This window comes from Pantoea sp. S62 (assembly GCF_016658625.1).
GTDB classification, from domain to species: Bacteria; Pseudomonadota; Gammaproteobacteria; order Enterobacterales; family Enterobacteriaceae; genus Pantoea; species Pantoea vagans.
The window spans coordinates 112,607-133,177 of sequence record NZ_JACVVI010000002.1 but is presented as its reverse complement, the minus strand read 5'-3'; the positions used below and the strand labels follow the sequence as shown (position 1 = coordinate 133,177).

The 20,571-nt window shown below is 55.7% G+C and carries 21 protein-coding genes; 4 read left to right on the top strand and 17 right to left on the bottom strand.

Annotation, left to right across the window (positions count from 1 at the left end; translation table 11 throughout):
* Positions 1–59 precede the first annotated feature (59 nt).
* From potI to IBT54_RS03100, 8 genes are all read right to left on the bottom strand, one after another.
* Entirely contained in the window at positions 60–905 is an 846-nt protein-coding gene (gene potI, locus IBT54_RS03135) for a putrescine ABC transporter permease PotI (RefSeq protein ID WP_201251559.1), read from the bottom strand.
* Complete coding sequence (gene potH, locus IBT54_RS03130; protein ID WP_110331608.1) at positions 902–1,864, bottom strand: putrescine ABC transporter permease PotH; 963 nt, start codon at positions 1,862–1,864, stop codon at positions 902–904. The genes potI and potH overlap by 4 nt, the downstream gene beginning before the upstream one ends.
* Positions 1,865–1,873: 9 nt before the next feature.
* Complete coding sequence (potG, locus tag IBT54_RS03125) at positions 1,874–3,007, bottom strand: putrescine ABC transporter ATP-binding subunit PotG (RefSeq protein WP_013357281.1); 1,134 nt, start codon at positions 3,005–3,007, stop codon at positions 1,874–1,876.
* A 123-nt stretch (positions 3,008–3,130) separates the two neighbouring features.
* Positions 3,131–4,240: a spermidine/putrescine ABC transporter substrate-binding protein PotF gene (gene potF / locus IBT54_RS03120; RefSeq protein ID WP_010669743.1), complete on the bottom strand. Its 1,110-nt coding sequence runs from the start codon at positions 4,238–4,240 to the stop codon at positions 3,131–3,133.
* A 384-nt stretch (positions 4,241–4,624) separates the two neighbouring features.
* The gene (locus IBT54_RS03115; RefSeq protein WP_003849273.1) at positions 4,625–5,104 is read right to left on the bottom strand and encodes a YbjN domain-containing protein; all 480 of its coding nucleotides are present in this window, start codon (positions 5,102–5,104) and stop codon (positions 4,625–4,627) included.
* A gap of 87 nt (positions 5,105–5,191) precedes the next feature.
* Positions 5,192–6,094: a 30S ribosomal protein S6--L-glutamate ligase gene (rimK, locus tag IBT54_RS03110; RefSeq protein ID WP_013357280.1), complete on the bottom strand. Its 903-nt coding sequence runs from the start codon at positions 6,092–6,094 to the stop codon at positions 5,192–5,194.
* A 20-nt stretch (positions 6,095–6,114) separates the two neighbouring features.
* On the bottom strand, positions 6,115–6,837 hold the full coding sequence (nfsA, locus tag IBT54_RS03105) for an oxygen-insensitive NADPH nitroreductase (protein ID WP_013357279.1): 723 nt from the start codon (positions 6,835–6,837) through the stop codon (positions 6,115–6,117).
* 16 nt (positions 6,838–6,853) lie between these two features.
* On the bottom strand, positions 6,854–7,105 hold the full coding sequence (locus IBT54_RS03100) for a DUF1418 family protein (RefSeq protein ID WP_013357278.1): 252 nt from the start codon (positions 7,103–7,105) through the stop codon (positions 6,854–6,856).
* 254 nt (positions 7,106–7,359) lie between these two features.
* Between IBT54_RS03100 and IBT54_RS03095 the strand changes: the two genes are divergently transcribed.
* Positions 7,360–7,623 (top strand): GrxA family glutaredoxin, encoded by a 264-nt coding sequence (locus tag IBT54_RS03095; protein WP_201251558.1) that lies wholly within the window; start codon positions 7,360–7,362, stop codon positions 7,621–7,623.
* Positions 7,624–7,712: 89 nt separating this feature from the next.
* On the opposite strand, the gene ybjM is transcribed toward IBT54_RS03095, so the two are convergent.
* On the bottom strand, positions 7,713–8,078 hold the full coding sequence (gene ybjM, locus IBT54_RS03090; RefSeq protein ID WP_033782470.1) for an inner membrane protein YbjM: 366 nt from the start codon (positions 8,076–8,078) through the stop codon (positions 7,713–7,715).
* Positions 8,079–8,336: 258 nt separating this feature from the next.
* Between ybjM and IBT54_RS03085 the strand changes: the two genes are divergently transcribed.
* A complete protein-coding gene (locus tag IBT54_RS03085) occupies positions 8,337–10,025 on the top strand; it encodes an aspartate:alanine antiporter (RefSeq protein ID WP_013357276.1) in 1,689 nt (562 codons plus the stop codon).
* Between the two features lie 403 nt (positions 10,026–10,428).
* Positions 10,429–11,034, top strand: a complete 606-nt coding sequence (gene ybjG, locus IBT54_RS03080; protein ID WP_107319462.1) for an undecaprenyl-diphosphate phosphatase — start codon at positions 10,429–10,431, stop codon at positions 11,032–11,034.
* Positions 11,035–11,273: 239 nt separating this feature from the next.
* Here ybjG and IBT54_RS03075 read toward each other — a convergent pair whose 3' ends face one another.
* Positions 11,274–12,476, bottom strand: a complete 1,203-nt coding sequence (locus IBT54_RS03075; RefSeq protein ID WP_072013075.1) for a serine hydrolase — start codon at positions 12,474–12,476, stop codon at positions 11,274–11,276.
* Positions 12,477–12,748: 272 nt separating this feature from the next.
* On the opposite strand from IBT54_RS03075, the gene IBT54_RS03070 reads away from it, so the two are divergent.
* Complete coding sequence (locus IBT54_RS03070; protein WP_110331606.1) at positions 12,749–13,405, top strand: HAD family phosphatase; 657 nt, start codon at positions 12,749–12,751, stop codon at positions 13,403–13,405.
* 148 nt (positions 13,406–13,553) lie between these two features.
* Here IBT54_RS03070 and IBT54_RS03065 read toward each other — a convergent pair whose 3' ends face one another.
* The 7 genes from IBT54_RS03065 to gsiB all read right to left on the bottom strand — a co-directional run bounded on the left by IBT54_RS03065 (position 13,554) and on the right by gsiB (position 20,534).
* Entirely contained in the window at positions 13,554–14,690 is a 1,137-nt protein-coding gene (locus IBT54_RS03065; protein ID WP_201251557.1) for a PQQ-dependent sugar dehydrogenase, read from the bottom strand.
* Positions 14,691–14,802: 112 nt separating this feature from the next.
* A complete protein-coding gene (locus IBT54_RS03060) occupies positions 14,803–15,462 on the bottom strand; it encodes a DUF3313 domain-containing protein (protein ID WP_201251556.1) in 660 nt (219 codons plus the stop codon).
* Between the two features lie 141 nt (positions 15,463–15,603).
* The gene (locus tag IBT54_RS03055) at positions 15,604–16,239 is read right to left on the bottom strand and encodes a carbonic anhydrase (protein ID WP_013357268.1); all 636 of its coding nucleotides are present in this window, start codon (positions 16,237–16,239) and stop codon (positions 15,604–15,606) included.
* Between the two features lie 435 nt (positions 16,240–16,674).
* Positions 16,675–17,124, bottom strand: coding sequence for a DUF4385 domain-containing protein (locus IBT54_RS03050; protein WP_013357267.1), 450 nt, complete (start codon positions 17,122–17,124; stop codon positions 16,675–16,677).
* A complete protein-coding gene (gene gsiD / locus IBT54_RS03045) occupies positions 17,121–18,026 on the bottom strand; it encodes a glutathione ABC transporter permease GsiD (RefSeq protein ID WP_013357266.1) in 906 nt (301 codons plus the stop codon). Before gsiD ends, IBT54_RS03050 begins: the two co-directional genes overlap by 4 nt.
* Positions 18,023–18,952 carry a glutathione ABC transporter permease GsiC gene (gene gsiC, locus IBT54_RS03040; RefSeq protein WP_201251555.1) on the bottom strand — a complete coding sequence of 310 codons (930 nt, stop codon included), beginning with the start codon at positions 18,950–18,952 and terminating at the stop codon, positions 18,023–18,025. The genes gsiD and gsiC overlap by 4 nt, the downstream gene beginning before the upstream one ends.
* 46 nt (positions 18,953–18,998) lie before the next feature.
* On the bottom strand, positions 18,999–20,534 hold the full coding sequence (gene gsiB / locus IBT54_RS03035) for a glutathione ABC transporter substrate-binding protein GsiB (protein ID WP_033782461.1): 1,536 nt from the start codon (positions 20,532–20,534) through the stop codon (positions 18,999–19,001).
* Between the last annotated feature and the right edge of the window lie 37 nt (positions 20,535–20,571).

Genomic DNA, 20,571 nt, shown 5'->3' with positions numbered 1-20,571 from the left:
TGATCGAAAAACGGGCCGGTTAAACCGGCCCGTTCATATAGTGGCAAAGGTTACGTATTTCAGCCACGTTTAGCTTTCTGAATATCGCTTAAACGCTGTTTTTCTTCGTGCGCCATAAATCGCCAGGCGATAAAACCGACTAAACCAACCACAAACAGGATCAGGGAAGCCAGCGCATTGATTTCCGGGTTCACGCCGCGGCGTACGGTAGCGAAGATCGCCATCGGCAGCGTGGTAGCGCCAGGCCCGGTCACAAAGCTGGCGATCACCAGATCGTCGAGTGACAGGGTAAATGCCAATAGCCAGCCAGTCACAATCGCCGGCGCAATCATCGGCACGGTAATGATGAAAAAGACCTTCAGCGGCGTCGCGCCTAAATCCATCGCTGCCTCTTCGATTGAGCGGTCCAGTTCACGCAGACGCGAGTTGATCACCACCGCCACATAGGCGGTACAGAAGGTGACGTGCGCCAGCCAGATGGTCAGCATACCGCGCTCACTCGGCCAGCCAAAAGCGTTGCCCATGGCCACAAACAGCAGCAACAGCGACAGGCCGGTGATCACATCGGGCATCACCAGCGGCGCCGTCAGCATAAAAGCAAAACCGTTGTGCCCGCGGAAGCGACCAAAGCGCACGATGATCACCGCCGCCAGCGTACCCAGCACCACCGCCATGGTGGCCGACAGCCCGGCAATGCTCAGACTCAGCAGCACCGCATCAATCATCGCGCTGTCCTCAAACAGCACTTTGTACCAGTGGAATGAGAAGCTGTCCCACACCGTTACCAGCGGTGAGCTGTTGAAGGAGTAAACCACCAGCAGCAGCATCGGCGCATAGAGGAACAGGAAGCAGCAGACCAGAATGCCGGTTCGCCAGGGCGAGCGGATGGTTGGCAAATTATTCATACCTTCTCTCCCATTTCACGGTTTTGATGCTTATGGAACCAGATGATCGGCAGAATCAGGATCAGCAGAATAATCACCGCCAGCGCGGAGGCCACCGGCCAGTCGCGGTTATTGAAGAACTCCTGCCACAGGATACGGCCGATCATGATGCTGTCCGGGCCACCCAGCAGTTCAGGGATCACGTACTCCCCCACCGCCGGAATAAACACCAGCATCGACCCGGCGATAATGCCGCCTTTGGTCAGCGGCACAATCACGCTGAAAAAGGTCTTCAGCGGACGCGCCCCCAAATCCAGTGAGGCTTCCACCAGCGAGTAGTCGATACGGGTCAGCGCGGTGTAGATTGGCAGCACCATAAACGGCAGATAGCAGTAGACGATACCGATATAGACCGCGGTGTTGGTGTAGAGGATCACCAGCGGATGATCGATCACGCCCAGCCACAGCAGGAAGCGGTTCAGAATACCGTTGTTGTTCAGCAGGCCCATCCAGGCGTAAACGCGCACCAGAAACGAGGTCCACGACGGCAGGATCACCAGCAGCAGCAGAATGGTGCGCATCGACGGCTTGCTGTGCGCCACGGCCCAGGCAAGCGGATAGCCAATTAGCAGACAGATTACCGTGGAGATCGCTGCCACTTTCAGCGACTGCAGATAGGCATCGATGTAGAGCGGATCGTCGGTCAGCGTCAGGTAGTTACCGAAATTGAGCACAATACTGAACTGGTCGTCGGCCCAGCTCACCAGCTCGGTGTAAGGGGGGATCGCCCGCGCAATGTCCGCGAAGCTGATCTTCAGCACCGTCAGAAACGGCAGCAGGAATAACAGCACCAGCCAGACATAAGGCAGTGCGATCACCAGCTTGCGGCCATGCTGCATTTTTACCCGCGTGGCCCAGCGTTGCAGCGGCGTACCGACCAGGCGGGCGGGCGCTTTAGCGCGTTGGAAAATCTGGCTCATAGCCGCTCCTTAAACCGTCAACACCACGCAGCTGTCGCTTTCCCAGCAGAGGCGGACTTCATCACCCCAGGTCGGCAACCCTTTGCGGTAGCGATGCGCGTTTTGCAACTGTGCGCTGATCATCTGCCCGCTGTGCAGACGGACATGGAAAATCGAGAGGTCGCCGAGATAGGCGATGTGAACCACTTCGCCCACCGCAAAGTTACAGCCATCAGCCGGCACCTCATCGCACAGCATGACTTTTTCCGGACGCAGCGCGACGTGCACCGGCACGTTATCCACTACCGAAACATCGGAGTCGACTTTCAGCGGATGCATCAGGCCGGGGCTGTCGATTACCAGGCCATCTGCCTGACGTTCACGCAGTAAGCCTTCGAAGACGTTAACCGACCCGATAAATTCGGCGCTGTAGCGGCTGGTCGGATGCTCGTAAATCTCCTCCGGCTCGCCAATCTGCACGAACTTACCGCGATTCATAATCGCAATACGGCCCGCCATGGTCATCGCCTCTTCCTGGTCGTGCGTTACCATCACGCAGGTCGCGCCCACACGCTCCAGAATATCGACCACTTCCAGCTGCATCCTGTCGCGCAGTTTTTTGTCCAGCGCGCCCATCGGCTCATCAAGGAGCAGCAGTTTGGGCCGTTTCGCCAGGCTGCGGGCCAGCGCCACACGCTGACGCTGACCACCGGAAAGCTGATGCGGTTTGCGTTTCGCAAACTCCTGCATATGCACCAGCGCCAGCATTTCGGCGACGCGACTGGTGATCTCCCCTTTCGGCAGCCGATCCTGCTTCAGACCAAAGGCGATGTTCTGCTCCACCGTCATGTGCGGAAACAGCGCGTAAGACTGGAACATCATGTTGATCGGACGCTGATAGGGAGCAACGTGCGACAGATCCTGTCCATCCAGCACAATCTGGCCGCTGGTTGGGGGTTCAAAACCGGCCAGCATGCGCAGCAGCGTGGATTTGCCACAGCCCGATGCGCCCAGCAGAGCGAAGATTTCACCTTTATAAATGGTCAGACTGACATCATCCACGGCGTGCTGGCCGTCAAAGGATTTGGTCAGATTGCGAATTTCCAGCAGCGGCGTTAAAGCCTTTGCGGTTTTATGTTGAGGGCGGGGAATGGCATCGTTCACAAAGGGTTCTCTCCGGAGCCAGGCGGAACATGGCGGCAAAATCCGCCGCTAAAAATGGCACAACAGAGGCCGGGGTTGCGCCTCTGTTGCTGATGCGTGACAGGTCAATCCGTTAGGGACGAACTACTTACCACTTTTTACTTTAGTCCATGCGCGCGTACGCACACGATCCAGTTTCGGATCCTGGACTTTCAGCACGAACAATTTCGACATCGCTTCTGGCGTCGGGAAGATACCCGGGTTGTTGCGGACGTCGGCATTGATCAGCGGCAGCGACGCTTTGTTGCCGTTGGCGTAGTTCATTTTGTTGGAGACATCAGCGATCACTTTCGGATCCATGATGTAGTTCAGCCAGGCGTAGGCACCGTCGAGGTTTTTGGCATCTTTCGGGATCGCCATCATATCGAAGAAGGCCAGAGCTCCCTCTTTCGGCACGCTGTAGCCCAGATGCACGCCGTTTTTCGCCGCATCGGCACGGTTTTTCGCCTGCAGAATATCGCCCGACCAGCCGATAGCGACGCAGATGTTGCCGTTAGCCAGATCGTTGATGTACTGCGACGAATGGAAGTAGCGGATATTCGGACGCAGTTTCAGCAGCAGGTCGGTCGCTGCGCCGGAATACTCTTTAGCATCCGAGGTATTCGGATCTTTGCCCAGATAGTTGAGCACGGTGGCGAAGATCTCTTCCGGTGCATCCAGGAAGGAGACGCCACAGCTTTTTAGCTTCTCCAGATTTTCCGGCTTCAGTACCAGATCCCAGCTGTTGACCGGCGCATCGGCGCCCAGTGCGGCTTTAACCTTGTCGATGTTGTAACCGATACCGGTGGTGCCCCACAGATAAGGAATGGCATATTTATTACCCGGATCGTGCTGCGCCACTTTTTCCATCAGCGCCGGATCGAGGTTTTTATAGTTCGGCAGTTTGCTCTTATCCAGTGGCTGGAATACGCCGGACTGCAGCTGACGCGCCAGGAAGCTGGAAGATGGCACTACGACATCGTAGCCGGTGCTGCCCGCCATCAGTTTGCCTTCCAGCACTTCGTTGGAGTCAAACACATCGTAGACCACTTTAATGCCGGACTGCTTTTCAAAGTTCGGCACAGTATCTGGCGAAATATAATCGGACCAGTTGTAGACGTGCAGCGTTTTATCTTCCGCCATACTGCTGGCCGACGCGGCCATCAGCGCAGCAGCTACCACAGCTGACAGCCATTTCTGACGTGAGTTGAACATATTTTTCCATCCTCCTGAGCGGGTCATTTCAACGCTGCAAACCTGAGATCCCTGCATTGCGTTCTGTACAAGACGTCAGTGACACAATGAATCATTATTCAGCGGGAGTTTAATAGCAAAATCCTATAGCTGGGACGCAGTTACACGTCTGTTATAGCCCCGCAAGCATAGCCCCCCCGCTCAGGCTTCACCAGACCCCAGCGTAAAAAACGCCTGAAAGCGATATTTTATGCATGTCTGAGCTATGAGGTTCGGCTTTCATGGCATAAACCACGACAAATATCTGGCGGTAAAGGGCAAAATGCAGAATAAAAAAAGGCGGCGGCAAATCGCGGGCATAAAAAAGCCGTCTCAGGGACGGCTTAGTGGGCGACCCTATCGGGCTTAGTGAAGCACAGAATGAACGCTGGTCACCGGAACATGCTCTTCTTCTTCACCCACAATCAGCAGATTATTGGCAAAGGCCTCCAGAATCACCATGGAGATTTGCTCTTCACTCTGTTTCATAAAGTGTGAGAACTGACCAAAGGTTAATCCGGCGGTAGTGGTCATTGACTGACAGACAATGAGCTTCGGCAGATTATCATCCTGAATGTCGATAAAGGCTTTCACCGTCAGTGAACTGGCATTAATTTGCGACAGATCGCCGACCAGCGGAATCAGCGCCGTCGGCTTCACTTCAGCCAGCGCCGAAAACAGAATGACGTTGTCGACCAGATCGATTTTGGCGTCAAACACCCCATCGAAGTTTTGCATGTGCGGCAGATGAAGTGCCTGACAGGCATCGCATTCGAACCAGGTGATATTTTGCTGATCCAGCCAGCGACGCAGCAGGTCGATATCCGGAACGACAAGAGAATCCATCGTAAAATCCCAGTGGGGTGATAAACAGGCGACTTAGCTTACGGAAAAATGCGCGGCGATGCCATGAAAACTGCTGAAAAGCGCGTGTCAGCCAGCGGTTTTAGGACGGAGCCCGGGGATGGCCTGCTGCTCAATCCGCTGAATCATCAGCGCGGCAATGTTAAGGCCGCTGCTGGTTTCAATGCCTTCCAGCCCGGGCGAGGCGTTCACTTCCATCACCAGCGGACCGCGATGGGCACGCAGAATATCGACACCGGCGATTTCCAGCCCGAGCGTGGCCGCTGCTTTTACGGCGATCTGCCGCTCCTGTGGCGTGATCGCTACCGGATACGCTTTACCGCCGCGATGCAGATTAGAGCGGAAATCGCCCTCTTTCGCTACCCGCTCTATTGCTGCCACTACCTGATTGCCGATCACCAGACAGCGAATATCTCGTCCCTGCGCTTCTTTAATGAACTCCTGCACCAGGATATGGGCATTCAGGCCGCGGAAGGCATCGATGACGCTCTCTGCCGCCTGACGCGTTTCCGCCAGCACCACGCCAATGCCCTGCGTCCCTTCCACCAGCTTAACCACCAGCGGCGCGCCGCCGACCATGGCGATCAAATCGTCAGTGTCATCGGGCGACGAGGCAAAGCCGGTGACCGGCATATCGATACCTTCACGTGCCAGCAGCTGCAGCGAGCGCAATTTATCCCGGGTGCGGGTAATGGCGGCGGACTCATTCAGGGGATAGCTGCCGCACATCTCAAACTGTCGCAGCACTGCCGTGCCGTAAAAGGTAATGGCGTTGCCGATGCGCGGGATAACGGCATCGAAATGGCCCAGCGGTTCACCACAGTAGTGAACCGCCGGTGAGGCGGGATTGATATTCATATAGCAGGAGAGCGGATCGATGATTTGTACCACGTGGCCGCGAGCGGCGGCCTCGTCACGCAATCGCCGGCTGGAGTAGAGCGTCTCATCGCGCGACAGAATGGCTATCTTCATCGCAGCTCTCCCTTTGTGAATTAACGCGTGGCCCAGCCCTGCTGATGCAGATAATCGAGCATAAACGGACGCGTCTCTTTAATGATCAGCCGCTGGATCAGCTCGCTCCAGGTTTCGCTGCGCTGGTTGCTGTCGCGCTGCTGATAGTAGAGTTCTGTGCGGCTGTCATATTCCGCCAGCACTGCCGGATCCAGTGGCTGATAGCGGTTCTCATGCACCAGCATCGCATGCGGCATACGCGGTTTGACGTCCGGCTTTGATTCCGGATGCCCCAGGCAGAAACCAAACAGCGGCAGCACAAATTTCGGCAGGCCCAGCAGTTCGGTCACTTCCGCAATGCTGTTACGGATCCCGCCGATAAAGACGCCACCCAGATCCAGCGATTCCGCCGCGACCATCGCGTTCTGTCCCATCAGGGCGGTGTCGACGCAGCCCAGCAGCAACTGCTCAGCACGGCCCAGCTGCGCATCCGGGCAAATCTGCAGGTGGCGATTAAAGTCCGCGCAGAAAACCCAGAACTCAGGTGCATCTGCGACCCACGTCTGTCCGCCGGTCAGCGTCACCAGCTTGTCACGCAGCGCTTTGTCGGTGATACGGATAATAGAAGAGCACTGTAAAAAGCTGGATGTGGACGCCGATTGCGCCGCATTAATAATCGCTTCACGCTGGGCTTCGCTGACCGGCTGGTCAGTAAAGGCGCGGATTGAACGGTGGCTGCACAGTAAATCAATGGTCGGTGTCATAAAGTCTCCAGCAACATTATCTTTTTTTATCAATCTGATTGAACAGCTGTGGCGCGATAGCTTTCGCGGTGCGCCACATCAATAGCCAGGCAGCAGGCAGCATCAGCACCACGCCAGCGATGAACAGCACGGTAGCCAGCGTTCTGGCATCCGCCTGATCTGGCAGCGGCAGCCAGTGGTTAATCAGCAGCAGCGCACCCAGAATTAACAGGCCGCCAGCCGCTTCCAGCACCACGATAAACCGGGGTAATCTGGCCACACTCTGCATCATATCCTCCTGCCTTTGCGGCTTACTGAGCGTCAATTATGGTCAACAACCCAAAAATTGCGCGGGTTACACGGGCTGCCGTCGTGAAAAAGCCCTTGTTTCAGACGCTTCCTGAACGGCGGCAATAGCGTGCGGGCATCAGACTAACAGGCAAATCCTGCTTTCCTTAAGCGATACGAGCGGGCATGATGGTTGCCATTCTCTGTTTGATTATGTGATACACATCACATAATCGTCGCTGCAAGGAGTTCTCAATGATTGCTGTTATTTTTGGTCGTCCGGGCTGTCCCTACTGTGTCCGTGCCCATGAACTGGCCGACAAACTGACCGCGGAGCGCGATGACTTTAGCTATCAGTATGTTGATATTAATGCAGAAGGCATTACTAAAGCCGACCTGGAAGCCAGCGCCGGTAAACCGGTCAGCACCGTACCGCAGATTTTCGTGGACGAAATACATATCGGTGGTTACACCGAGTTTGCGGCCTGGACCAAAGAGAATCTGGGATTTGTCGCGTAAGCGCAGATAACCGGAATGAAAAAGGCGAGACAGGATTTTCCTATCTCGCCTTTTTGCTTTCTGGCTGACGTCAGCCATCGGGCACCGTGTTAGTTGAGTGACGCCATCACAATCTGCATTAACCGCACCAGCAACGCCCCGCAGCCAGCCCAGAACAGCGCGCTGAGACTCCACGCGATGGCAAACAGTCCACTGCTGTGAATAAACAGGCTGTTATTGAGCAGCAGTGCTGCCAGCAACGTTCCCCAGAGCCCCATCAGCAGCGTGCTTTTTAACGGGCTTTCCACCTGCATCAACGCCATCACAATGCCAGGTAACATAAAGAGCAGTAATTCGGGCTGACCACGAAGCGGGCCGGGACCGACCTGCCAGAAATGACAGGTAAAAACAAACACCAGACTGTACAACACCACGCCGCACAGGCGGGTAGTCCAGAGATAAGAACGCTGCGGCATACCACCCCACTGATTAAAAGTAACCCCGACAATAACCTGCTGATATCCCTGATGCGTTCTGGTGGAAATAAAAAGAAACAGTTCGTTATGGCAACGAATGAAAACAGCTAATAGCTGTATAAGATATTTGTGATTAGAATAGCGCCGCGATAACGGTTCCATTTGCAGTGTTGATACAACAGAACCTCAACGGCCTGATCACGATAGCGAAAAACAGGCCACTCTTCAATAGGTTACACGTAAACAAGAAGTTAAACAGTGAATATTAACGTCGCAGGATTGTTAAGCGGAAATGACATTTTGTTATTATTTGTCGTTTTGGCGCTCGGCCTCTGTCTGGGCAAGTTGCGTCTTGGCTCGGTTCAGCTGGGAAATTCGATTGGCGTATTAGTGGTTTCGCTCTTATTAGGGCAGCAGCACTTCGCGATCAATACCGATGCGTTGAGTCTGGGCTTTATGCTGTTTATTTTTTGTGTTGGTGTTGAAGCGGGTCCCAACTTTTTTTCTATTTTCTTTCGCGACGGCAAAAACTATTTCATGCTCGCCATCGTCATGGTCGTCAGCGCGCTGTTGCTGGCACTGGGGCTGGGTAAACTCTTTGGCTGGGATATTGGGCTCACCGCCGGCATGCTGGCCGGGTCGATGACCTCAACGCCGGTGCTGGTCGGCGCAGGTGATACCCTGCGGCAAAGCATCAGCGATCCAAAGCAGCTTGGATTGATGCAGGATCAGCTGAGCCTCGGTTATGCCGTGACCTATCTGATCGGCCTGGTCAGTCTGATTTTCGGGGCACGCTACCTGCCCCGTCTGCAACATCAGGATCTGCCGACCTGTGCGCAACAGATTGCGCGGGAACGCGGTCTGGATGCCGACAGCCAGCGTAAAGTCTTCCTGCCGGTGATCCGCGCCTATCGCGTGGGCCCGGAACTGGTGGCGTGGAGCGGCGGCAAAAACCTGCGCGAGCTGGGTATCTATCGTCAGACAGGTTGTTACATTGAGCGTATTCGCCGCAACGGTATTCTCGCCAGTCCCGATGGGGATGCGGTACTGCAGCTCGGTGATGATATTTCGCTCGTGGGCTATCCCGATGCACATGCCCGGCTCGACCCCAGTTTCCGTAACGGCAAAGAGGTGTTTGACCGCGATCTGCTGGATATGCGTATCGTCACCGAAGAGATCGTGGTGAAGAACCACAACGCAGTGAACAAACGCCTCAGCAAGTTAAACCTTACCGATCACGGTTGCTTCCTGAACCGGGTGATACGCAGTCAGATTGAGATGCCGATCGACGACAGCATCATGCTCAACAAAGGTGATGTGCTGCAGGTCAGCGGCGAGGCGCGACGGGTGAAAAGCGTGGCCGATCGCATCGGCTTTATCGCGATTCACAGTCAGATGACCGATCTCCTGGCCTTCTGCGCGTTCTTTATCGTGGGTCTGATGATTGGTCTGATTACGTTTCAGTTCAGCAATTTCAGTTTTGGTATTGGCAACGCAGCGGGTCTGCTGTTCGCCGGTATCATGCTCGGTTTCCTGCGCGCCAACCATCCGACCTTTGGTTATATTCCGCAGGGCGCGCTTACCATGGTGAAAGAATTTGGCCTGATGGTGTTTATGGCGGGCGTAGGATTAAGTGCCGGCAGCGGGATTAATCACGGCCTGAGCAGTGATGGTGCGCTGATGCTGCTGTGCGGTCTGCTGGTGAGCCTGATTCCGGTGATCATCTGCTATCTGTTTGGTGCCTATGTGTTGCGGATGAACCGCGCCCTGCTGTTTGGAGCCATCATGGGCGCGCGAACCTGCGCACCGGCCATGGAGATCATCAGCGATACGGCACGCAGTAATATTCCGGCGCTGGGCTATGCCGGGACCTATGCGATCGCCAACGTGTTACTGACGCTGGCGGGGACGCTGATTGTGATTATCTGGCCAATACTGCCCCTATAAAATTTTTTTGCTGACGTCCAGAACTTTATTGTTAAGCGATAGTCATAATAAGTGCCACTGCTTTTCTTTGAAATCCCCAAATTGTGGAGCCCGCTGGTCTTTTTCCCGGCGGGTTTTTTTATGCCTTTTTTTCGCCCGATCCCGCGCTTCCACTCTGAAATCACCTCACAAACCGTCATAAAACTTAAACAGTTGTGCAACTCATTATGAGATTAAGAGCCTTTCCGTAGACGAACTGCCCGGCAAAAAGCAGGATAGCGCTCTGTTAAGTTAGCAAATTGTGCTGATTGATTGGTCGGGCGCGCTGTCGCTGAACGTTTATTTGCCGCTGTTATCGTGCCTGGGTGACCGGATGTTGCCTGAAGCTGATGACCGGCCTGTCTGCTGAGGAATTTATCCCGATATGGAAGAGCTGAACCACGCACTGTTTACTGCCATCAATGCCACACCGGCATCACCCGCCTGGTTGCTGCAGCTGGCGACCTTTATTGCCAGAGATTTGATCGCCATAGTGCCACTGTTAATCGTCACGATGTGGCTCTGGGGACCGCGCGATCAGGTTTCTTCGCAGCGGGTGCTGGTACTGAAAACGGGTATGGCGCTGATCTATGCGCTGGCGATCTCATGGTGTGTGGGTCATCTGCTGCCGCATCCCCGCCCTTTCGCTATTGGCTACGGTTATCAGTTCCTGCATCATGCCGCTGATGACTCTTATCCCAGCGATCACGGCACGACAATATTCACCTTTGCGCTGGCATTTATTTTCTGGCATCGCCTCTGGTCGGGTGTGGTGCTGATGGTAGCGGGTTGCGCCATCGCCTGGTCGCGGGTTTACCTGGGTGTTCACTGGCCAATGGATATGCTGGGTGGGTTCCTGGTGGGTCTGTTGAGTTGTCTGGCGTCGCATCTGGCGTGGCAGTTCTATGGCGAGCGGATGCTGGCGGTGATCAACCCGCTCTATCGGGCGCTATTTGCTTTACCGATTCGTAAGGGCTGGACACAGAATTAAGAAAGGGACTGCTCATAAGCCTGAGTCAGGATCTCACAGCGATCGATAAGCTTAACCCGAAGGGAACACGGGCAGAGGAGGAAAGCGTCCCGCGCCATGGATGGCGCGGGCAGAGCATGTCAGGGATGACGGCTTTTGCGTCTTTCCGATCTGACCGTGTTCCCTGAGCAGGCTCTGTCTTACAGCTTACGGAACACACTAATCAACTGTCTCAGGGACGCATCAGCGTCCCTGCTCACTTATGATAGCCACTTCCCGAACCAGCCGTTGAACTTCATCATCACAAAATCAATCATCCGGCTGAAGAAGCCGCCTTCCGGCACATCCTGCAGCACCACCAGCGGACGCTGCTCAATCGTCTTACCGTCTAACTGGAAGTCGATGGTGCCGACCACCTGATTCTTCTTCAGCGGTGCTTCGAGTTGTGGCGTCGTGAGTTTAAAGCTCGCCTTCAGGTTCTTCATCTGCCCTTTCGGGATGGTCAGCGCGGCATCTTTCGCCACGCCCAGATTCACCTGACTTTTGTCACCAAACCAGACCCGCTGCTGCGCAAACGGCGCATCCGCTTTAATCGGCGTTACCGTTTCAAAGAAACGGAAGCCCCACGTCAGCAGCTTTTCACTTTCGCGGAAACGAATCGCGTCGCTGGCGGTGCCGAGCACCACCGAGATCAGACGCATGTCGCCTTCGGTCGCGGAAGCCACCAGGTTATTGCCCGCGCCGGAGGTGTGACCGGTTTTGACACCATCCACCTTAAGGTTGGTGCTCCACAACAGGCGGTTGCGGTTAATCTGGCGAATCTTATTAAAAGTGAACTCTTTCTCTTTATTCAGTGCGTACTCTTCGGGCACATCGCGGATCAGCGCCTGGGCAATCAGCGCCATATCACGCGCGGTACTGTACTGCCCTTCTGCATCCAGACCATGCACCGTCATAAAGTGGGTATTCTGCAGTCCCAGCGCCTTCACATAGTTGTTCATCAGGCCGATAAACGAATCCTGACTGCCCGCCACATAGTCCGCCAGCGCAATACAGGCGTCATTACCGGACTGGATCACAATCCCTTTATTCAGCTCATGAACCGGTATCCGATCGCCCGGCTTGAGGAACATCAGCGAAGAGCCACGCAGCTTAGGATTGCCGGTCGCCCAGGCATCCTGTCCCACGGTGACCAGGTCATCCGGTTTGATTTTGCCCGCTTTAATCGCCTGACCGACCACGTAGCTGGTCATCATCTTGGTCAGACTGGCAGGATCGAGACGCTGATCGGCACTGGATTCGGTTAACACTTTACCGCTGGCGTAGTCGATCAGAATCCACGCTTTAGCATCAATGCCGGGCGCAGCGGGAGCCTGCTCAGCAAAAGCACTGATGGGGGCGATAATCAGTAATGAGGTGGCAACGAGGTGCCGCAGGCGAGATGTGAAGCGAGTGTTTGTCATGGGCTTGGCCGGATTGTCCTTGTTAAATCGAAATTCCAGGGGCAGAAAATTCTCACTCAAACGCTAACCGTTGCCGGCAGCGAAAAAAACCGTCGAATCGTAAAGTTTTTTAGAGTTTAGTAGAGTAACCCTGGCATAAGCGCCGCGCGCGTGCCGCTTTTCCCCGCGTCTGTCACTTTCAAAACTGCGTGAAATTCCGATTTTTCGCAGAAGAGTTAAGCCCGTCACAATTATCGGCTAACCTGAAAGCCAGTCAGCCGAGGAGACCGACCATGGACTTAGCCCTTTTTGATCTTGATGAAACACTGATTTGTGAAGACAGCACCAGCCTGTGGCTGCGCTGGCTGGTATCACAGGGATTCGCCCCCAGCGAACTGATTGATCAGGAACAGGCATTGATGAACCAGTACTATGCCGGCACGCTGTCGATTGAAGAGTACATGAATAAAACCCTCTCCCCGCTGGCAGGCATGGCAACACTGACCGTTGAAGGTTGGGTGCGCCGCTTCATTCATCGCGACATCATGCCACGCGTTTATCCGGCCGCCCGCGAGCGCATTGAGTGGCACCGGACACGCGGTGACAGAGTGATGATCATCTCCGCCAGTGGCGAACATCTGGTGGTGCCGATTGCCGAGAAGCTGGGTGCCTGCGGTGCGCTGGCGATTGGCGTTGAGATCGTGGATGAGCGCTACAGCGGCAACACCTACGGCACCATGACCTACAAAGAGGGTAAAGTGACCCGCCTGGGTGACTGGAAAGCGCTGCAGCAGGAGGAGAACTTTGACCGCACCTGGGCTTACAGCGACTCCATGAACGACCTGCCGCTCCTCCAGCAGGCCGATCATGCCCACGTTATCAACCCGGATGAACAGTTGCACCAGGAAGCGCTAAACCGCGGCTGGCAGGTTTACCACTGGGCACGCTGACTCAGCGCCTTTCCCGGCAGGCATCATTATTTCGGGCAGTCTGGACACGGTCTGCGCGCAGCAACCGGCGCATACATGGAGTACGTGAAGATTGTGAGCACGGCTCAGGTCCAGACTGACAAATAAAATCGTCTGCCAGGCCAGCTCCTTAGCCGCGGGACGCGCCAGCGTCCTGCGCTAATCCCACTTTCAGTAGCCTGCCATTGGCCTCATCGGTCAGCACATAGAGCCAGCCATCCGGTCCCTGCCGCACATCGCGGATTCGCGCCTTCTGATAGCCCAGCAGGCGCTGCTCTTCCACCACTTTTTCGCCATTGAGACTCAGACGGATCAGGTTTTTCTCTTTCAGTGCCCCGATAAACACCGAATTCTTCCACTGCGGAAAACGGGCGCTGTTATAAAACGCCATGCCGCTGATGGCCGGCGAATCCTTCCAGTGATAAAGCGGCTGTTCGGTGCCTGCAGCATGGGTGCCCTTTGATTCCGGCACTTTATCGCCGCTGTAGTCAATGCCGTACGTCGCCAACGGCCAGCCGTAGTTCTTGCCCCGGGCCATGATATTCACTTCATCGCCACCGCGCGGGCCATGTTCATTTTCCCATATCGTGCCGGTCCAGGGATTAAGCGCCAGTCCCTGCGGATTACGCAGACCATAGGCCCAGATCTCTGGCCGCGCGCCGGGCTTTTTCACAAACGGATTATCGTCCGGCACGCTGCCATCGGCGTTGAGCCGCAGCAGTTTGCCCTGCAGCTTATCGAGATCCTGCGCGGCGCTGCTGACAAAATTATCGCCGAACGCGATCCAGAGGTAGCCCTGCGTATCAAACGCCAGCCGGGTGCCGATATTGTTGCCGCTGGAGAGCATCGGCGTCTGCCGGACTACCTCGCGGAAATCGCTGAGTTGCCGGTTATCCGGACTCAGCGTCCCGACGCCCACGACGGCACCTGCTTTGCCGCTGCTGTTCGCCTCGGTGTAGCTGAGCCAGACGCGACGGCTGGTCGCAAAATCGGGTGCCAGCACCACGTCCAGCAGACCACTCTGACGCTCTGCCCAGACCTTTGGCACACCCTGAATCGGCTGCGACAGGCCACTCTCCGGACTCCAGCTGCGCAGCGCTCCGCTACGCTCGGTAATCAGCAGCGTTTTGTTGTCGGGCAGGAAGGCAACAGACCATGGATGTTGTAACTTATCCTGCAATACCTCGACCTTTACGTCAGCGGCAAACAGTGGCGAGGCGCAGAACAGCGCGCCGCCGAGTACAAGAGCAGTCGAAAAACGAGACATAAGGTTCTCCTGACGGGATAGCGTGCCCTTAAGCGTAGTCATCCGCTGCGTGGTGAACCTGAGGATTTACAAAAGATTAAACAGGGCGACAAGGATGTGCCGCCCCGAAAGGTTATGGCGCGTTGAAACTCACCGTGTCACGAACCAGCGTATCGATACCCGGCTTCAGGTCATCAAAGGTGATTGACGTCGTGCTGTTACTGACCGTTTTGCCAAAGGCTTTTCGCACAACCCGGATCAACGGTTTGCCGGTCACGGCGTCGCTGGCTTCGATTTCCAGGAACAGTTCACTGTTCTGAGTTCGGTGGCCTGATGCCGCCATCGTACTGGCGACGACTGCCGCAATCGGCACCACTTCGTAAAACTGTACGCCCTCGTTCTCTGCCGAGACGGCGGTGATCGCGGCACGCACTTTAAGAGTATGTGGCGAAGCCTGATTAACCAGTGGCAGACGGGTGGCAATCGCCCCTTTCAACTGAATATCGGTGTAACTGCGTATCTGATCCAGCGTCTGCTGACTGACGCGAGCCGTGGGCCGTGCAGCCGGATAGAACACGACCGGTGTATAGAGCACATCCTGATACTGGCTGCTCTTATAGTCGGGAGAAATCCAGCGCAGGGTCGGTTCCCCGCTGGCCGATTCAGAGGGCTTCAGCTGGCTGTAATCCGCCAGGAAACCCGAATAGTGCTGCTTGTCTGCAACATGAGAAGTACATCCACTGAGCAACAGTGCGGAGACTGCCAGCAGAGCAGCAACGGACGTTTTACGCATGATCAACTCGCTTGTGTCAGGAAGGTTTAAGCAAGCATAGATAAATCACGGGGGAAATGCTGAAAATAAGCGTCGTTTTAAGGGGTTATCTGTGCGGAAGATCGGAAAATACCCGCTGCATGACGCAGCGGGTGAAAGGCATTACTCAAAACTGGCATCAGGATTATCAGACAGGGTGATGAACTGCTTACCGCCCTGAGTCAGCGCCATGATGGTGCCGGTTTCGATGTCGTAAACCCAGCCGTGCAGGCGCAGCTTGCCGTTACGCAGGGCAACGGAGACCGACGGATGAGTCTTCATGTTGTTCAGCTGAGCGATCACGTTCTCTTTGACCATCTCGTTCAGCTTCTTCTCTGGCGAGTCATATTCACGCTGCTCGACCACTGCTTTTGCCGCATCGGCATAGCGCAGCCAGTGCTCAACCGCAGGCATGGTATCCATGCAGGCGCATGACGCGATGGCGTTCATGGCACCGCAGTTGGAGTGACCGCAGATGATGATGTCTGAGACGCCCAGCGCGACCACCGCATATTCGATCGTGGCGGAGACACCACCCGGCTCCGGGCCAAATGAGGGAACGATGTTGCCCGCATTGCGGATAACGAACAGCTCTCCTGGCTCCTGCTGCGTCACCAGTTCCGGCACCAGACGGCTGTCTGAACAGGAGATGAACAGCGCTTTCGGATTTTGATTTGACGCCAGGCTTTTGAAAAGATCCTTCCTTTCAGGAAACACATTCTGCTGGAAATTCAGAAATCCGTTGATGATCTCTTTCATTATTTAGCTCTCACATTATCCATTTCATTACCTGAGGGGCATAGCCCCCTCAGTGAGGTTTGCTGGTTTATTATTAATGAAAACAAGTGAATATCAACCCGCGTTTTTCGGACAGCGCTGAACGGCTGTCATCGTCAGCGTTTCGCTTATCCGTCATCCAGCGTTTTCGGATCCGATTTCTTTTTACAGCACGGGACGTTACCGGAAAAGGCAGAGTGTGATTCACCCGCTTTTTTTGTCCGAGTCGTGGACCGGCTTTTACGCGTTTTTTCACTACTTTACGTCGCAGTTGGACCGAAACCAAAGATTTCTCATTTGCATCTGGCCTTTCAGGGCTGACAAAGGGGAGCAGGATAACGCCCGAAGAACGAGCCGGGCGGGTTCAGGCAATGATGGCAGCCACGGTGGAAGTGGCCGGGGGAAGAGATTTAGGGCTTAACCATACTGCTGCTGATGCGCTTTTTTGCGGCGCAGATAATCCTCATCCTCACGCAGTTTGTCCCAATAAGCTTTGAAGATAGCCGCCGCTGCGGCCTTTTCCTCATTGACGCCGCGCGGCAGCTCCTTGCCGTCCGCGTCATATTTGCGGCCGCCTTTGTGGTTACTGTAACGCCGCGCCCGGGTGTACCCCATCTGGATAAATTTGCGCGCCATATCCATGCCGACAAAATCGTCCTGACGCCGGTAATCCTCAAACAGCGCCATGATTTTTTCAGCCGACTCTTCAGCAATGGGAACGGTGCGAAAACGCCAGTGCGGCAGAATTTCGCCTTTGTAAGGCTCGACCATCAGCACACCCTGCTCACCTCGCCCGACCTGATAAAGCTCGGGATGCTGGCGGAAGTCGATCGTGCTGAAGTCCTGATCATAATCGAAAGGTTTCATTTCTTTAGTTTAGGATCAAGTGCGTCACGTAGCCCGTCACCGAGCAAATTAAATGCCAGAACCGTGAAGAAAATCGCCAGACTGGGGAAAATCGCCACGTGCGGGGCAATCACCATGTCGGCCCGCGCCTCATTCAGCATGGCGCCCCACTCCGGCGTGGGCGGCTGCGCGCCCAGCCCGAGAAACGACAGACTGGCGGCGGTGATGATGGAGGTGCCGACCCGCATAGTGAAATAGACCACAATCGGCGATACCGTGCCGGGCAGAATATGCCGCATCAGGATCGTCCAGTCAGACGCGCCGATGCTGCGTGCCGACTCAATATAGGTCTGATGTTTCAGCACCAGCGTGTTACCGCGTACCAGACGGGCAAAGGCCGGGATGCTGAAGATAGCGACTGCCACAATCACGTTGCTCATGCCGCTGCCCATAATCGCCACCACCGCAATCGCCAGCAGAATGCCGGGAAAGGCAAACAGCACATCACAGATGCGCATGGTGATACGGTCCCACCAGCCCTCGTAATACCCGGCTAACAGCCCGAAAAGTGTGCCAATCACTGCGCCAATCACCACCGAGAAAAAGCCGGCAATCAGGGAAATACGCGTGCCGACCAGCACCCGGCTGAAGATGTCGCGACCCAGCGAATCGACGCCAAAATAATGCATCAGCGACGGACCGTCGTTGAGCCGGTCATAATCGAAGTAGTTCTCTGCGTCGAACGGCGCAATCCATGGGGCGATCACCGCCAGTACAATCAGTATCAGCACAAACACCCCGGCCAGCAGCGCCACCGGCTGACGCCGGAAGCGTCGCCAGAACTCACGCCACGGCGTACGCACCCGGTTCTCCGCTATCAGCGGCATCGTTTTCAGGGCCGCTTCACGTCGCCAGTTTTTCATCGCGACTCCTTGAAGCGAATAGCGGGGTTAATCACCGCATAGAGCATGTCGACAAACAGATTGATCAGAATAAACTCCAGAGAAAACAGCAGTACTTCGGCCTGAATAACCGGATAGTCGCGCATCGCCACGGAGTCGACCAGCAGACGCCCCAGGCCCGGCCAGTTAAACACCACCTCGACCACGATTGAGCCACCCAGCAGAAAACCAAACTGCAACCCCATCATCGTGACCACCGGGATCATCGCGTTGCGCAGGCCATGTTTCACCACCACCAGCGACTCGCGTACCCCTTTGGCCCGGGCGGTACGCATGTAATCTTCCTGCATCACCTCCACGAACGAAGCGCGGGTAAACCGTGCCATGACCGCGGCGACCGCTGCACCTAAGGTGATGGAGGGCAGAATGTAATGCTTCCAGCTCTCAGCCCCGACGGTGGGCAGCCAGACCAGCTCAACCGAGAAGACCTGCATCAGCAGCATCCCCAGCGCAAAGGCGGGAAACGAAATCCCCGACACCGCCAGCGTCATCCCCAGCCTGTCGGGCCAGCGGTTACGCCAGACCGCCGAAACGATGCCGATGGTCATGCCAAAAATCACCGCCCAGATCATGCTGGCAAGCGTCAGCCACAGTGTCGGCATAAAGCGTGAGGCGATCTCATCCGCAACCGGCCGCTTTGAGACCATCGACTGACCGAAATCACCCTGCAGCGCATTCAGCATAAAGTGCCAGAACTGCTGTGGCAGCGGCAGATCCAGACCCAGCTCCTGACGCACCAGCGCCACCACCGAGGCATCCGCTTCCGGCCCGGCGATCAGGCGCGCCGGGTCGCCCGGCAGCAGGTGAACAAACAGGAATACCAGCACCGCCACGATCAGCAGCGTGGGGATCAGCCCAAACAGTCGTTTGAGAAAGTAGTTAAACATGCAACATCCTGCAGTTGCGGCCAGCCACACGGGCTGGCCGGCTCCGTTACTTCAGCGTGGCCTCATCAAAATTGAATGAGGTATCGGGCATCACATAAAAACCAGTCAGGTTTTTGCTGTTGGCAGAAACCAGCTGCTCAACCACCAGCGGGATCCACGGATGGTCCTGCCAGATGGTGTCCTGTGCCTCTTTGTAGAGACGCGCTTTTTCAGCACGGTCGGTGGTTTTCAGCGCATCGGCCAGATCTTTATCGACCTTCGGATTGCTGTAAAACGCGGTGTTAAAGATTGCCGGTGGCCAGGCTGCGGTGGCAAACAGTGGCGTCAGCGCCCAGTCGGCTTCACCGGTTGAGGCGGACCAGCCGGTGTAGAACATGCGCACGTTGCTCTCTTTCTGGCCTTTACCTTCGACTTCAGCAGCACGCTGACCCGCATCCATCGCCGTGACTTTTACCTTCACGCCAATCTGCGCCAGCTGCTGCTGAGTGAACTGCAGCACCTTCTGCGCGGTGCTGTGGTTGTGCGACGACCAGAGCGTAGTTTCAAATCCGTTCGGGTAGCCTGCCTCTTTCAGCAACGCTTTCGCTTTAGCGGGATCGTAGCTGATAGCCGGATAGGTCTGCGCAAAGTCGATGGCGGGCGGCACGATGCCGGTCGCAGGCGTGGCGTAACCGGCGAAGGCCACTTTCGCCAGCGCCTGACGGTTGATGGCATACTCGAGTGCTTCACGTACCTTCGGATTGTCGAACGGCTTCTGCGTCACGTTAAGGCTGATGTAACGCTGCATAATCGAAGGCGTGGTCACCACATCGAGCTTACTGTTCTTCTCCAGCAGTTTTGCCTGCTCATAAGGCACCGGGAACGCAAGGTTCGCTTCACCGGTCTGCAGCATGGCCGCGCGGGTGTTGTTATCCACCACCGGTCGCCAGGTAATGCTGTCCAGCTTCGGATAGCCCGGTTTCCAGTAGCCATCCCACTTCTTCACCTTTACAAAGTCGGTCTGATTCCAGGTTTCAAACACAAACGGACCGGTGCCCACCGGATGGAAGCCGATCTCTTTGCCATATTTTTTCAGCGCGGCAGGCGAAATCATTGCTGCCGCCGGATGGGCCAGATTGTTGATAAAGGCTGAGAACGGCTCTTTCAGCGTCACTTTCACCGTGGTCGGATCGACGACTTCGGTGCTGGCAATGCGTTTGAACAGGTTGTAGCGCTTAAGATGGTTATCCGGATTGCTGGCGCGATCGAGGTTGACCTTCACCGCGTCCGCATTGAAGTCCGTGCCATCCTGGAATTTAACCCCGGAGCGCAGCTTAATCGTGTACGTCAGGCCGTCGGCGCTGGCCTGATAGCTCTCCGCCAGCACGTTGGTGAGTTTCATATCCTTATCGAAGCCAAACAGCCCCTGATAAAACGATTTCGCCACCGCCTGCGACAGCGTGTCGTTGGCATCATAGGGATCGAGCGTGGTGAAGTTGGACGCGACGGCAATCACCGCATCCTGTGCTGCCCAGGCGGGCAATGTCATTGCGCTGCTTAACACGCCAGCCGCCAGTAACCCTTTACGCATCGTAATCTGCATCTTGTTCTCCTGTAATCCCTGTCGGGTTGGTCGCCGG

Bases quoted from the DNA above. Each gene is read 5' to 3' on its own strand.
- potI (WP_201251559.1), bottom strand. From the start codon at position 905: ATGAATAATTTGCCAACCATCCGCTCGCCCTGGCGAACCGGCATTCTG.
- potH (WP_110331608.1), bottom strand. From the start codon at position 1,864: ATGAGCCAGATTTTCCAACGCGCTAAAGCGCCCGCCCGCCTGGTCGGT.
- potF (WP_010669743.1), bottom strand. From the start codon at position 4,240: ATGTTCAACTCACGTCAGAAATGGCTGTCAGCTGTGGTAGCTGCTGCG.
- IBT54_RS03115 (WP_003849273.1), bottom strand. From the start codon at position 5,104: ATGGATTCTCTTGTCGTTCCGGATATCGACCTGCTGCGTCGCTGGCTG.
- rimK (WP_013357280.1), bottom strand. From the start codon at position 6,094: ATGAAGATAGCCATTCTGTCGCGCGATGAGACGCTCTACTCCAGCCGG.
- nfsA (WP_013357279.1), bottom strand. From the start codon at position 6,837: ATGACACCGACCATTGATTTACTGTGCAGCCACCGTTCAATCCGCGCC.
- IBT54_RS03100 (WP_013357278.1), bottom strand. From the start codon at position 7,105: ATGCAGAGTGTGGCCAGATTACCCCGGTTTATCGTGGTGCTGGAAGCG.
- IBT54_RS03095 (WP_201251558.1), top strand. From the start codon at position 7,360: ATGATTGCTGTTATTTTTGGTCGTCCGGGCTGTCCCTACTGTGTCCGT.
- ybjM (WP_033782470.1), bottom strand. From the start codon at position 8,078: ATGCCGCAGCGTTCTTATCTCTGGACTACCCGCCTGTGCGGCGTGGTG.
- ybjG (WP_107319462.1), top strand. From the start codon at position 10,429: ATGGAAGAGCTGAACCACGCACTGTTTACTGCCATCAATGCCACACCG.
- IBT54_RS03075 (WP_072013075.1), bottom strand. From the start codon at position 12,476: ATGACAAACACTCGCTTCACATCTCGCCTGCGGCACCTCGTTGCCACC.
- IBT54_RS03070 (WP_110331606.1), top strand. From the start codon at position 12,749: ATGGACTTAGCCCTTTTTGATCTTGATGAAACACTGATTTGTGAAGAC.
- IBT54_RS03065 (WP_201251557.1), bottom strand. From the start codon at position 14,690: ATGTCTCGTTTTTCGACTGCTCTTGTACTCGGCGGCGCGCTGTTCTGC.
- IBT54_RS03060 (WP_201251556.1), bottom strand. From the start codon at position 15,462: ATGCGTAAAACGTCCGTTGCTGCTCTGCTGGCAGTCTCCGCACTGTTG.
- IBT54_RS03055 (WP_013357268.1), bottom strand. From the start codon at position 16,239: ATGAAAGAGATCATCAACGGATTTCTGAATTTCCAGCAGAATGTGTTT.
- IBT54_RS03050 (WP_013357267.1), bottom strand. From the start codon at position 17,124: ATGAAACCTTTCGATTATGATCAGGACTTCAGCACGATCGACTTCCGC.
- gsiD (WP_013357266.1), bottom strand. From the start codon at position 18,026: ATGAAAAACTGGCGACGTGAAGCGGCCCTGAAAACGATGCCGCTGATA.
- gsiC (WP_201251555.1), bottom strand. From the start codon at position 18,952: ATGTTTAACTACTTTCTCAAACGACTGTTTGGGCTGATCCCCACGCTG.
- gsiB (WP_033782461.1), bottom strand. From the start codon at position 20,534: ATGCAGATTACGATGCGTAAAGGGTTACTGGCGGCTGGCGTGTTAAGC.